Annotated in this window: 11 protein-coding genes; 4 read left to right on the top strand and 7 right to left on the bottom strand. The window is 65.9% G+C overall.

The window, feature by feature from the left end:
• Positions 1 to 61 precede the first annotated feature (61 nt).
• Both QW863_RS31170 and QW863_RS31165 read left to right on the top strand, forming a co-directional pair.
• Positions 62 to 733 carry a response regulator transcription factor gene (locus tag QW863_RS31170; protein WP_315715407.1) on the top strand — a complete coding sequence of 224 codons (672 nt, stop codon included), beginning with the start codon at positions 62 to 64 and terminating at the stop codon, positions 731 to 733.
• A complete protein-coding gene (locus tag QW863_RS31165; RefSeq protein ID WP_315715408.1) occupies positions 730 to 2,178 on the top strand; it encodes a HAMP domain-containing sensor histidine kinase in 1,449 nt (482 codons plus the stop codon). The genes QW863_RS31170 and QW863_RS31165 overlap by 4 nt, the downstream gene beginning before the upstream one ends.
• Before the next feature lie 31 nt (positions 2,179 to 2,209).
• On the opposite strand, the gene QW863_RS31160 is transcribed toward QW863_RS31165, so the two are convergent.
• Positions 2,210 to 3,373, bottom strand: a complete 1,164-nt coding sequence (locus tag QW863_RS31160; RefSeq protein ID WP_315715409.1) for a hypothetical protein — start codon at positions 3,371 to 3,373, stop codon at positions 2,210 to 2,212.
• A 289-nt stretch (positions 3,374 to 3,662) separates the two neighbouring features.
• Positions 3,663 to 4,613, bottom strand: a complete 951-nt coding sequence (locus QW863_RS31155) for an aldo/keto reductase (protein WP_315715410.1) — start codon at positions 4,611 to 4,613, stop codon at positions 3,663 to 3,665.
• A 252-nt stretch (positions 4,614 to 4,865) separates the two neighbouring features.
• Between QW863_RS31155 and QW863_RS31150 the strand changes: the two genes are divergently transcribed.
• Positions 4,866 to 6,104 carry an NF038122 family metalloprotease gene (locus tag QW863_RS31150; RefSeq protein WP_315715411.1) on the top strand — a complete coding sequence of 413 codons (1,239 nt, stop codon included), beginning with the start codon at positions 4,866 to 4,868 and terminating at the stop codon, positions 6,102 to 6,104.
• Between the two features lie 216 nt (positions 6,105 to 6,320).
• Here QW863_RS31150 and QW863_RS31145 read toward each other — a convergent pair whose 3' ends face one another.
• Entirely contained in the window at positions 6,321 to 6,536 is a 216-nt protein-coding gene (locus tag QW863_RS31145; RefSeq protein ID WP_315769656.1) for a hypothetical protein, read from the bottom strand.
• Positions 6,537 to 6,862: 326 nt separating this feature from the next.
• Between QW863_RS31145 and QW863_RS31140 the strand changes: the two genes are divergently transcribed.
• On the top strand, positions 6,863 to 7,303 hold the full coding sequence (locus tag QW863_RS31140) for a hypothetical protein (RefSeq protein ID WP_315715413.1): 441 nt from the start codon (positions 6,863 to 6,865) through the stop codon (positions 7,301 to 7,303).
• Between the two features lie 246 nt (positions 7,304 to 7,549).
• Here the strand turns inward: QW863_RS31140 and QW863_RS31130 are convergent, their stop codons facing one another.
• The 4 genes from QW863_RS31130 to QW863_RS31115 form a co-directional block, all read right to left on the bottom strand.
• Positions 7,550 to 7,765: a hypothetical protein gene (locus QW863_RS31130; protein ID WP_315769653.1), complete on the bottom strand. Its 216-nt coding sequence runs from the start codon at positions 7,763 to 7,765 to the stop codon at positions 7,550 to 7,552.
• A 38-nt stretch (positions 7,766 to 7,803) separates the two neighbouring features.
• Complete coding sequence (locus tag QW863_RS31125) at positions 7,804 to 8,991, bottom strand: TCR/Tet family MFS transporter (protein WP_315715415.1); 1,188 nt, start codon at positions 8,989 to 8,991, stop codon at positions 7,804 to 7,806.
• 457 nt (positions 8,992 to 9,448) lie between these two features.
• Entirely contained in the window at positions 9,449 to 10,066 is a 618-nt protein-coding gene (locus QW863_RS31120; protein WP_315715439.1) for an SGNH hydrolase domain-containing protein, read from the bottom strand.
• Positions 9,948 to 11,504: an acyltransferase gene (locus QW863_RS31115; protein WP_315715416.1), complete on the bottom strand. Its 1,557-nt coding sequence runs from the start codon at positions 11,502 to 11,504 to the stop codon at positions 9,948 to 9,950. The genes QW863_RS31120 and QW863_RS31115 overlap by 119 nt, the downstream gene beginning before the upstream one ends.
• Positions 11,505 to 12,132 lie beyond the last annotated feature (628 nt).

The following is a 12,132-nucleotide window of genomic DNA, read 5'->3' as shown; positions in this document are numbered from 1 at the left end:
CCTATTGTAATCCGTCTGTAATGATAGGAACAGCCGATTGTCGATGTTGCGGGAGGATGGCGTGCGCGTTCTGGTCGTTGAGGACGATCCCCAGCTCGGGCTCTGGCTGCGGGATGCACTCGCGACGGCGTTCGGCTCGTCGGACATCGTCACGACGCTCGACGAGGCGCGGGCGGCGATCGCGGTGCGCAATTTCGAGCTCGTGGTGATTGACCGCGGACTACCGGACGGCGACGGGCTGGCGCTATTGCCGGACCTGCGGCAGCAGAAGCCGAGCCCCGCGACCGTGGTGCTGACGGCGCTCGACGACCCCGCCGACATCGCGCGTGCGCTCGACGAGGGCGCGGATGACTACGTCGCCAAGCCGTTCGAGCCGATCGAGCTGGTGGCACGGGCGAGGGCGGTGCTGCGCCGGCTGTTTCTCGACCGCGGCGCGATGGTCTCGATCGCCAATCTGGGCTTCGACATCGTCAATCGCGCGGTCTGCGTCGACCAGGCGCCGATCGTGGTGCCCAGGCGCGAACTGGCGATCCTCGAGGCGCTGGTTCGCCGCAGCGGGCGGGTGGTGCTGCGCGAGACCTTGGAGACCGCGGCCTACGGCTTCGAGGACGAGATCCAGTCGAACGCGATCGAGGCCCATGTGTCGCGGCTGCGCCGCCGCCTGCGCGAAGCCAATTGCAGGGCGACGATCAGGCCGGTGCGCGGCCTCGGCTATCTCCTGAGCGGCGAGTGACGCAGGTGAGGTGGCAGAAGCTCAGCCGTATCCGCCGCTCCATCACGCTGCTCTCCGCGACGCTGATTGCGGTCGTCACCACCATCATGCTGATCTGCGCCGCTGCCTTGCTGATCCGCTTCGGCGGCGACGATGACGGCACGTGGGGCGCGGCCGACGTTGCCGATGCGCTGAAGGAGGCCGTGGCTCGCGATGCTGGCGGCCAATTGCTCGTGAAGCAGACGCCCCGGCTCGACACGATCATGCAGGACTTCCCGACGTTCTGGTACGTCGTCTCCGACAAGAGCGGCGAGGTGAGCTACGGGCCGATTCCGAAATGGCGACCGCACAAGGGTCCGTCGTCGCAGAACGGCACCAGCTTCCTGGCCTATGCGATCGACGGCGAGACCCGGCGCCTGAAACGGATGATGGCGGTCCGCAATACGCCGGTCGGCGAGGTCTTGATCGAGACCGGCGGCGTCGCCTACACGTCGACGCAGCTGATGACGGGCACCTTGACCGACGCGACCATCGTCGCGCTTCCGATCATCCTGGTCCTGGTCGCGACCGTGCTGGCGGCGCTGTTGTTCGTGCCGACGCTGATCGCCCGCCCGGTGCGTGCGGTCGCACGCGCGGCCGAGATGATCGACGGCGTGCCCGACGGCCGAAGGCTGCCCGAGCGGGACGCGCCGGCCGAATTGCTGCCGCTGGTCACCGCCTTCAACCGCGCCTTGTCGCGCATCGACCACGCCGCCGAGGCGCAGCGCAACTTCCTGTCCAATGCCGCCCACGAGCTGCGGACCCCGCTGACCAACGCCCGCACCATGCTGGAGGCGGTGCCGGATGCCGGCCTGCGCGCCAAACTGGTCGGCGAGAACCAGAAGCTGTCGTCGATCGTCACCATGCTGCTGCAACTGGCGCGGATTTCGCTGGAGCCGGACGAGCTGGGCGAGATCGACCTGGTCGCGTTGGCGCGGCGCGTCACCGCCGAGCACGTGCCGATGGCGCTGCAGGCCGGGCTCGAGATCGGCTTCGCCGGCTGCGATGCGCCGGTCCGGATCCGCGGCTCGGAGCCGGCGATCGCGGTCGCGCTCTCCAACCTGATCAGGAATGCGGTCGCGCATGCCGGCGCGGGCGGTCCGATCCTCGTCGAGGTCGACGCCGCGGCGCGCCTGCGCGTGATCGATTCGGGGCCCGGCCTGCAATCCGATCAGCCCGAACGCCTGCTGCGGCCGTTCGAGCGCGGCCACACCCGCGGCGAAGGCATGGGGCTCGGGCTTTCGATCGTCTCGCAGGTCATGGCGACGCATCAGGGCGGCGTCGCGCTGCGCGAGACGCCGGGCGGCGGCACCACGGTCGAGCTCAGCTTCGCGCGCGCCGCGCCTTCGCAAGGCGGCGCTGCGGATGCGACATTGCCGGCCGTCCGGCGCACGGCCGATCAGGCGGGATTGCCGCCGCGCTCCTGATGCCGGGACGTCGCTTCCGGCGGTTCGGCGCTCAGCGCGGCTCCCTGCTCCGCTGCCACTTCAGGAAGTCGCTGTAGAGTCGCGCGGCCTCGTCCGGCGACATCCTCGCCTGCGCCTTGCGCTCGTCGAGAAACTTGCGGAATTCGGCCGGGTTGGCATCCTGGCCCGGCGACTGCATCGCGCGGGCGCCATCGAGCCATTCCTGCGCCGCCTTGAAGCGGACCAGGCCCTGCACCGGCGCCGACAGCACGGTGTCGCGCCATTTCGGATGCCGCGGCGGCGATTGCAGCACCTGGATCTTGCCGAACAGCGCGTCGACGAACCGCGCCGTGCGGCGATAGCGCTCGCTGTTCTCCGGCCAGTTGTAGACCATCAGCACGGTCGAGGCGGCGACGGTCTCGACCTTGGTGCCCGGCGGCACCAGGTTCGGATATTCCTCGGACGAGAATGACGACGGCAGATAGATGTCCTGCAGCGCGTGGTCATAGGGGATCGTCAAGAGATGCAGCCGGCCGCCCTCGTTCTTGATGCCCTTGATGATCGGCGCGTCCTTCGACACCGATGCGATCCAGGCGTCGCCCTGGCCGTCGATCAGCTTTTGCAGCCCGCCGGTCGGATCGGTCTGGGAGTCGATGTCGGCGCGAATGCCGAGCCGGCGGAAGATCGTGCGCGCTGCCGGCAGGCCGATCGAGCGCTCGGCGAACACCCGCCGTCCATTGAGATCCTCCAGCGAGCGGATCTCGCGCCGCGCGACGATGTGGACGTCGTTGTGGAAGAGCTGCGCGATGTAGCGCACGCGCTGGGCAATGTCTGGAATGTTGTATTCCGTCTTCACGAATTCCAGCGCGTCGGTGGTGACGAAGCCCATGTCGATGTTCTTCAACATGATGATGTCGATGAGGTTCTGCGCCGAGCCCCTGCCGAGGATCGGCAGCACGCGCAGGCTCTCGCCCTCGTCGAGCACCGCGGCCATGTCGGAGCCCATGACCGACATCGGCCCGCCGATCGGCGCGGTGATCACGGTGACGGTGCCGGAGTTCAGCGCCTCGCGGTCCGGCAGCGTACCGACGGCGCCGCCGGTGGGCGGGCGCTGCGGCAATTGCTGCGCTCGGGCGCTGCCAGACAGCGCCACGAGGGATGACAGACCACATGCAAATACGAATGCGCCAACAGTTACGCGCGCGACACGATTCACCGAACGCTTCCTCGATACATTCTAAATTGACAGTGGACTTAGCAGTTCGATCCCGGCCGAAGTTTGGCCGTGAGGTGGCGATCCGCGAGATGCTGCAAAGTCGCCCGGCCCGCTTCACCGCTGTGCTGAAAATGCGGTGCAGGAGCGTGATCGGGTGTTGCGATCGAGGACCGGCACTGAGCGCGCCGAGTCCTCCATCACAGGCCCTGTTCGGTGGAGAACGACCGTCCTGCGTGCGTGTCGAAACGTCGCACGCCTGGCGCTGAATGGTGGCGTCGCGCGCCGGCGCTCACGCGCTCGCCGCGTCGAGCCGCGCGACCTGGTCCGCGGTCAGCGCGAGCTCCGTCGCCGCCACCAGCGTGTCGACGTGCTCGGGCCTGGTGGCGCTGGCGATCGGCGCCGTCACCGAGGGCTTGGCCAGCAGCCACGCCAGCGCGATCGAGGCCTGCTGCGCTCCGGTCTCCCTTGCGACCGCGTCCAGCGCGGCGAGGATGCGCATGCCGCGCTCGTTCATGTATTTCGGGATGCCGCGCTGTCCGCGCGGGCTCTTGCCGAAATCGGCCTCCGAGCGATACTTGCCGGTGAGGAAGCCGGCGGCCAGCGAGAAGAAGGTGATGACGCCGACGCCGTAGTTCTCGCAGACGCGTTGCAGCGCGCCTTCGTAGGATGCGCGCTCGGCGAGGCTGTATTCCGGCTGCAGGCTCTCATAGCGCGGCAAGCCGCTCTTCGCCGACAGCTCGAGCGCGGCCTGCAGCCGCTCCGCCGAGAAGTTCGAGGCGCCGATGACCCGCACCTTGCCGGCCTTGATCAGCCTGTCATAGGCCGCCAGCGTCTCCTCCTGCGGCGTCGTCTCGTCGTCCTTGTGCGACTGATAGAGATCGATCACGTCGGTCTGCAGCCGGCGCAGGCTGTCCTCCACCGCGCGCGCGATGTAGTCGGCCTTCAGCCCGACCTTGCCGTCGCCCATGTCCATGCCGACCTTGGTGGCGAGGATGACACGATCGCGATTGCCGCGCAGCTTCATCCATTTGCCGATGATGGTCTCGGACTCGCCGCCGCTGTGGCCGGGCACCCAGCGCGAATAGACGTCCGCCGTGTCGAGGAAGTTGATCCCGGACTCCAGCACCTTGTCGAGCAGGCGGAACGAGGCCGCCTCGTCCACCGTCCAGCCGAACACGTTGCAGCCGAAGCAAAGGGGCGGAACGTTGAGGCCGGAACGGCCGAGCGGGCGCATCTTCATGGGAGGCTCTCGATCTGAATGATGTTGGCTGCATCCGTCGCGGACGCCTGCCGCAGATTGCCGTCATTCGTCGCGCGAGACCAGCGCGGCAGGAGCATGGCGGGCCCGCCCGGCCGCATCCAAACCGTGGCACGGCTGCCCCGAAGTGGGTCCGGCAGCGTCAGACTTTTCACTCACTTGCCGATGATGGTCGCAGCCTGCGAACGCCTCGCAGCTGGAGACGCGGGGGGCCATGATCAAGGAGTCCGTCTGATGAACACGCTGACCCATGACCAGCTCGGGCTGAGCTCAGATGGTCTCATGATGCCCGATCCGGCCGCGGCGGCGAAGAACACGACGACCAATATGGCTGCGGCTGCCTCGCCTGTCGTGCTGCCGCCCGGCGCGGTGTCGGATCCGGTGGTACACGCCGACGGCTCCGAGACCGTCTCGGTTCACACCGGCGGGCTCACCTTCAACCTCACCTTCGATGCCGCCGCCGCGGCCGCGCCCGAAAGCTTCCGCGCCGGCGTCGAGCAGGCGGCGGCGATCCTGTCCTCGGCGATCACCGATCAGGCCACGGTCAACCTCGCGATCGATTTCGCCGGCACCGGCGGCGGGGCCGGCGCCAATGTCTCCAATGGCGTGCTCACCAGCTACGCGCAGCTCCGAACCGATCTGCAGGACCACGCGGCGGCCGGCGACACGGTGTTCGACAACCTGCCGACGGGGCGGGCAGTGCAGGGCCATTCCCAGGTGTTCGTCGCCAACGCCCAGGCCAAGGTGCTCGGGCTCATCGATCCAAACAGCACGACGACTGAGGACGGCTTCGCCGTCTTCAACACCGACATCCCGACGCAGTCGCTGGTCGGCGTCGCGCTGCACGAACTGTCGCATGCGCTGGGACGGGTGCCGTCGCCGGGCAATCTCGACATCTTCGACCTGTTCGACTTCACCAAGCCGGGGCAGCATCTGATCAACAACAGCATCAGCTCGGCGCCTCCCGCGTATTTCTCGCTCGACGGCGGGCTCACCAAGATCGCCGATTACGGCCAGATGTCGGACCCGGCCGACTTCCTCAACACCGGCATCCAGGGCGCCCGCGATCCCTTGAACGAATTCTACAATCCGACCACGTCGCAGACGCTGTCGCCGATCGATCTCGTGGTGCTGGAGACGCTCGGCTACAATATCTCGACTCCCGACACGCAGGCCCTGCTCGCCCAGATCCCGCACGCCGCCGGGGTCGCCGCACCGGTGCAGACGCCGCAGCAGGCCGTCGCGATCGCCTCCGCGGTGGCCGCCGAGACGGCCGCCAGCCTCACCAAGCTGGGTGATGCCGCCGGCGCCGCGCAGGTGCTGGCGAATGCCCAGGCCGACGCTGCTGCGCTGAATGGCGCCGATGCCGGCGCGAACCATGACCAAGCAACGGCCCATGCGTCCTATTCCGCCGAGCCGCACCACGATCCGATGATGCTCGCGATGCATCTGCACGCGATCAGCGCGAACTGAGGCGGTCGCTACCAGCAGAGGATCGATTGGGCGCGAGAAGGCCATCGCGTAGTCGATCTAAGTCATGCCCGCCATTTCATCGTCGTCATGGCCGGGCTTGCCCCGGCCATCTCCGTCGCACTCGCCTGAACTGAAAGGCGTGATGTAGCCAAGCGATCGGGCGGATCGGAGGTGCGGTCCGCTCACGATCGATCGCCATGTGTCCGACGCGACAGGTCAGGATCGCTCGCGGTCGCGTTGTCGGTCGAGTTGACGCAAATAGCTCAAGCCGCAGACGGTCAGCCGGCCGGGATCATGCACGCCCTGATCGGTCATCCCGCGCATGTGCCGCGCCAGCGCGCGCCGCGTCCCCTGGTCCAGATCGTGTCTGGTCATGCGGCGATAGATCTGCATCGCTCGCGAGAGCGGCTTGGCAAGTTCGATCCGAGGCATCGAAGTCAACGGAAGCTGGCGGCGATCGTTCCGAATGCCGGCCCATCATCGGAGCCAACTGGTGCGCCGCTGATTTTCGCCCACGCGCAAACGATGCGGATGGTCCTCGCGTTCGGCTCCTACCGATAGACGACGATCGCTGCAGGCGGGTTGACCTCAACCTCGGTCTTCGACCGCCATGTCAAGACATCTCCGGGGCAAAAGCACCAAGTCTCGACGCGTCGCATATTGCACGGTTCACGGGAACTCGCGTATCTTTCAGGTAGCGCGAATACGACGGTGATTACTCGGGGGCGAGGCGATCGTTGGGCGCTGGGGGATCGTTCATGGAAATGAAGTTCGCTTTGCGTGCGGCGCTGACGGGGGCTGCCATTGCGCTGCTCGGTGGATGTGCGATGTCGCCGGAGGGCCTGAATTCGCGCGACGTTGCCGACAGCAAAAGCTTTTCCGAAAGTTACGAGGAGATCTACCGCCGCTTGAGCGAGACCGGCAAGCGCTGTTATCCGCCCGTGCGGGTCTTTGGCAATCCGGGCAACCCGGGCGGGGGACAGATCGAATCTGAAGGCGAGCTACACCGCGACCGCGGCTTTGCGGAGTTTCGCCTGGTCGCAGGCAGCTATGGGGTCCGGATGAACTACTTCGTCTCAGCGCGCATCGAAAAATCCGGCTCCGGATCGCGCGTGACCATCAAGGTCAGCAACCCGATGGGAGCGGGCCCCCTGAGCGCCCGTATCTACCGCTGGGCCGGTGGGGACTCGAGCTGCTAGCTCCGAGCTTCAAGAGCTGCCGTAATGACCAAGAAGCTCGAGCCGATGCATCCCGGAGAGGTTCTGCGCGAGGAGTTCCTGGTTACGCTCGAGATGTGAGCGGGCGCTCTCGCCAAGATTCCGGGCGGCTTGAGGACCGGAGGCTTGGCGTGTCCGCGGGCAGGGGGATCTCAAGCTTCGTGCACTGTCACCGTGACCGCGGGGCGGCGAGCTGGCCGATCGCCCGCCGCGTCCCGGCACGGCAGATCAGGATTGGTCGGAGCCGCGTTGTCGGTCGAGCTTGCGCAGATAGCTGAGGCCGCACACGGTCAGCCGGCCGGGATCATGCACGCCTTGTTCGGCCAGTCCGCGGATATGCCGCGCCAGGGCGCGCCGCGCTCCCTGGTCCAGATCGTGTCTGGCCACGCGACGATAGATCTGCATCGCTCGAACGAGCGGCTTTGCGAGTTCGATCTCAGGCATCCGGGCCAACGGGCGGCGACGGCGATGGTTCCGACGCATCAGGGCGCAGGCGCCGGCTTGGCCGGGCGCAGCGTGACGACGACGGGAATGGCGATCGCGTAGATGGCGACGACCGACAGCCAGATCGCCCCGGGCCATTCGTCCCTGACGGCGAAGTACAGGCTCGAGAAGCCGAGCGGCGCAACGATCGAGGCGAGGCTGACCGTGGCGGCGAGCACGCCCTGGAACTGGCCCTGCAAATGTGCGTCCACCTGCCGGGTGGCGATCGACTGCAGGGCCGGCATGCCCATGCCGCCGAGCGCGAACAGCGGCATCGCGCCAAACACCATCCAGCTCTGGTTGGCGAACGCCATGGCGGTGAGGGCCGTGCAGACACAGGTCACTCCGGTCAGGATGGCGCCGCGCTCGGTCAGCAATCTCACGGCCGGACCGGGAAGGAATATTTGGGCCAGCATCTGGCACACCCCGAAGGTGCCGAGCGACAGGCCGATCCAAAGACCGCTCCAGTGGAAGGTGTCGCCGCCCCACAGCGCCCAGCAGACGCCATAGGCCTCGCCGGTCGCGCTGAACAGGAAGAAGAGGAGAACGACCGGCAGCAGGCTCTTGACGGCGAACACCCAGCGCAGTGGCCGCAGCGGGTTCAGAACTGCGATCTCGATCTTGCCTGGGTCCGGTGGTCGCGATTCCGGCAGCATCAGCAACGCCAGCAGGACGTTGCATCCGTTCAATGCCGCCGCCACGACGAACGGCAGCCGCAGCCAATGGTCGCCGAGCGCGCCGCCGAGCACGGGCCCGATGATGAATCCCATGCCGAACATCGCATTGAGGAGGCCGAAGCGGCGGGCCCGCTGGTCCTCGCGCGAGACGTCGGTGATGTAGGCCGTGGCCACCGAGACGTTGGCGCTGGTGACGCCGGCGATGGCGCGGCCGAGCAGGAGCATCCAGAGATCGGGCGCAGCGGCCAGGAACAGGTAGTTGACGATGGCGCCGGCCAGCGAGACCAGCAGCAGCGGGCGCCGGCCGAGCCGATCGCTCAGCGAGCCCAGCACCGGGGCGCAGATGAACTGCATCGCGGCGTAGAGCGCCGTCATGACGCCGAGAAGGACCGGCACGTCGTCGGTGTGGGTCACGTCGTGCAGCAGCGCCGGCAGGATCGGAAAGACCAGCCCGATGCCGACGGCATCGAGCACGATGGTGAGATAGATGACGGCAACAGCCCTGGTCATGGCGCGCTCCGGTTCACGCGAGCCGATGGCGCAAACACGCGCGACCGCTCGCTGGAGCCTGACGATCTGTCAGGCGATCGATGTGATGTGTGGGAGACGCTGGGCCGGTCCATGCCAAAAGGCAGATGGACGGCTTGTACTCGGCCGCAGGCAACGACCGCTTTTCGCGACAGGCGCCATCTACACGCCGAGATCGGGCGGCGCAAGCCGCTTTTTCCGAACGACGATCGGTGCATTCAATGCATATTCATCGATACATCGCCGGAGCTCTGGCTGCAATCTGCAGGCCGACTACGACGCCAGATCGCGAGGCGCGATCTCGGCAAGATTCTCGATCGCATCGAGCCGGTGAACAAGCCGCGGGCGGTTTTGAGCGGACAGGTCGGGCGATGGCAGGCGGACGTGGATGGGCTGCGCGGGACGTCTCGTGATCCGCCCCCGGCAATGCGCCGTATCTTCACTGCACTCCTGGCCGGTCATCGAGAGTCCCCGTCCTGCCACCGTGCGGCTGCGCGTCGTCACGCGTCCTCGGCTGGACGTCGCGTTGGATCAACGGGGTGAGCAGGTGCTCGGCGAGGTAGAGGGACGCAAGCGGTCGCAGGTGCGCATTATCGAAGCTCACGAGACCCTCGCGCCGGTTGCGATCGAGATAGATGAGGCAGCCTTCTCGATTGCAGAAGAAGTCATGAAGGCTCTGGTACTCGAACGGTTCGTTGGCCTGGAGCTCGTCTCGAAATGCCTTGTCGATGCCAAGCGCATGCTGGTCGAGGTGCGTCGAGATTCGTGCCGGTGTGAACTGCCAATAGTGCTGCATGACCACCTTGAAGAGGAACGGTTCCCAATGAGGCGCCAGTCCGAGCACGATCACCCGTTTCACGCCGATCCGTTTGATGTCCCGAGACACCTCGCGCAGGTACTCCGTATCGAAGGAATTGTTGAATGAGATGACCACGACATCAGGAACGACCTCTTTGATTGTCGACAGCGCAAAGGAGTTGGACATCTCGCAGTAGTCGGTCGTCAGTCTGGTCAGATCGATCCGGTGTGGACGGCACCCCGACGCATAAACGAGCAGCAGGGACGTATCGGACGGAAGCGTCTTCCGTAAGCCATGGAAGAGATGCGCCGAATGAGAGCAGCACCGCTCTGCGAGAGTGGCTGGTGTAGCAGTCCGGGCTGATGCCGTCCCGAGGGACGCGCGTGGGAAGCGCACTCTCGAAGTTGTAGAAGTTGCATTGGTTCTGATTGATTTCCACCAGCTCTTCCCGAGCTGGCGACACGCCCGTGCGGAAGGAATCGAAATAGGCTGCGTAGCTGTTCAGATCGCCCGGCTTGAAGGTCCAGCCGTAGGTCATGGTCAGGGCGCCGATTCCCGCGAGCGTCGCCGAGGCACCGCAGAGCAGTGGGACCGACCGCAAGGGCGATTGCCCAAACCGGATCGGACGTTCCAGAAATCGATAGGTGATCCAGGCCAAACCGGCGCTCAGCGCGATGACGCCGGATCGAAGCGGTGCGGAGCCTGCCTCGCCCATCCAGGCGCGAGTCAGGACGAGCAGAGGCCAATGCCAGAGATAGAGCGGGTAGCTGATCAGCCCGATTCCAACCAGGAAAGGATGCGAGAGAATGCGTCGAGCGACCCAGCTATACGGCCCGGCGCCGACGAGCATGCAGGTCGCTGCGACAGGCAGCAGTGCTGCCCACCCGGGAAATGGCGTATTTCTCGAAATCAGGATCAGGCTCGCCGCCAACAGGACTATTCCCGACGCCGCGAGCCGATCGGAAATGGGTGATCGATGCCCCGCGTCAGGGACAGCGCCGAAGAGCGGCCTGGTGTATGGGGACGACGCGATCGCCAGCAGGCCGCCTGCAAACAGCTCCCATGCGCGCGTGAGCGGGGAGTAGAAGGCCTCGGTCGGGCTGGTGCCCATGGCTTTGATGTTCAGCAGAAATGACCCGACGAGCAGCAGCCCCACGAGGTACGGCAGGGCGCGCTTCCTTGTCCGCCAGCACAGCCACAGCAGCAGCGGCCAGAGGATGTAATATTGCTCTTCGATGCCCAGCGACCATAGGTGAAGCAGCGGCTTCGTTTCCGCGGTCAGGTCGAAATAGTTGGCCTCCTTCCAGAACAGCAGGTTCGCGGCAAATCCGGCGCTCGCCGCAACTTGCTTGCCGAGCTCCTTGTATTCGTCGGTGTACAGAAGAAAGCATCCGAGCAGGAGGGCGGCGAGAAGAACCACGATGAGGGCAGGGAAGATGCGCTTGACGCGACGAGCGTAGAAGGTCCGAAGACGAAATGATCCGTTCGCCAGATCCGCAACGATGATCGAGGTGATCAAGAACCCGGATATGACGAAGAAGATGTCGACTCCTATGAATCCGCCGCGAAGCACATGCGGAAAGGCGTGGAACACGACGACGGACATGACTGCGACAGCTCTCAGTCCGTCGATATCCGGCCTGTAGGCCGTGCCGACCACGGGAACCGGTTTCGAGCCGGCCGCTGGCGCGTGCATGTGCGCTCTCTCCCCAAAAGAACGTTCGGCTTCCAATCGTCTTGGCTGCAATCAAACTCGCGAAAATGTCTGTTGTACAATTATGGCGGACAGTGCGGGGCAAACGCAATCATGAATGAGCGTCGTGAGGAGGTGGTCGCCATCGGTGGCGAACGTCGGCCCGTCCGTGCTCATCAGTTCTCTGCGGCCCGACGGGCAATTCCCGCATCCCCGTCGTGCGCAGATTGCCCGTCGAGCCAGTTTGTCGCACGCTGTTCGGCTTGCATCGTCGGGCAAATCAGAACGATGTTGCCGGCCATCCCGTTTGCGATGAAGAGGGGCGTTTCGGCCGATCGTCACGGAGCGTAGCAAGCGGGGAGCGGTGGACGTGTCGGGCTTGGGGCTCTGCATTTGCGGGGCCGGCGAGCAAGCCCGGGACGTACGGTCAAGTCGCGTGGTCCTGGCCTCCCGATGCTGAGGTCAAGCCGGTTGATGAAGCGGAGACGCGTCTCGCCGGTGATGGGGGCAAACAAGCCCGGTCCCCAGGGAGATCGCGAAGCAGCCGTTAAAACCAGGTCGTGTCCCCGGAGGTGGTGTAGCTCGGTGGAGCAAAGCCGCCCGGACGCGCGCTCCCAAATAGCGCCGTAGC

The sequence above is a fragment of the Bradyrhizobium sp. SZCCHNR1017 genome, assembly GCF_032381375.1.
Taxonomy (GTDB): domain Bacteria; phylum Pseudomonadota; class Alphaproteobacteria; order Rhizobiales; family Xanthobacteraceae; genus Bradyrhizobium.
The sequence above is the reverse complement of the archived record's forward strand: the minus strand, read 5'-3'. Positions and strand labels throughout refer to the sequence as shown.

Excerpts from the sequence above, each read along its gene's own strand:
- QW863_RS31125 (WP_315715415.1), bottom strand. The coding sequence starts at position 8,991 with ATGACCAGGGCTGTTGCCGTCATCTATCTCACCATCGTGCTCGATGCC.
- QW863_RS31140 (WP_315715413.1), top strand. The coding sequence starts at position 6,863 with ATGGAAATGAAGTTCGCTTTGCGTGCGGCGCTGACGGGGGCTGCCATT.
- QW863_RS31115 (WP_315715416.1), bottom strand. The coding sequence starts at position 11,504 with ATGCACGCGCCAGCGGCCGGCTCGAAACCGGTTCCCGTGGTCGGCACG.
- QW863_RS31155 (WP_315715410.1), bottom strand. The coding sequence starts at position 4,613 with ATGAAGATGCGCCCGCTCGGCCGTTCCGGCCTCAACGTTCCGCCCCTT.
- QW863_RS31145 (WP_315769656.1), bottom strand. The coding sequence starts at position 6,536 with ATGCCTCGGATCGAACTTGCCAAGCCGCTCTCGCGAGCGATGCAGATC.
- QW863_RS31130 (WP_315769653.1), bottom strand. The coding sequence starts at position 7,765 with ATGCCTGAGATCGAACTCGCAAAGCCGCTCGTTCGAGCGATGCAGATC.
- QW863_RS31150 (WP_315715411.1), top strand. The coding sequence starts at position 4,866 with ATGAACACGCTGACCCATGACCAGCTCGGGCTGAGCTCAGATGGTCTC.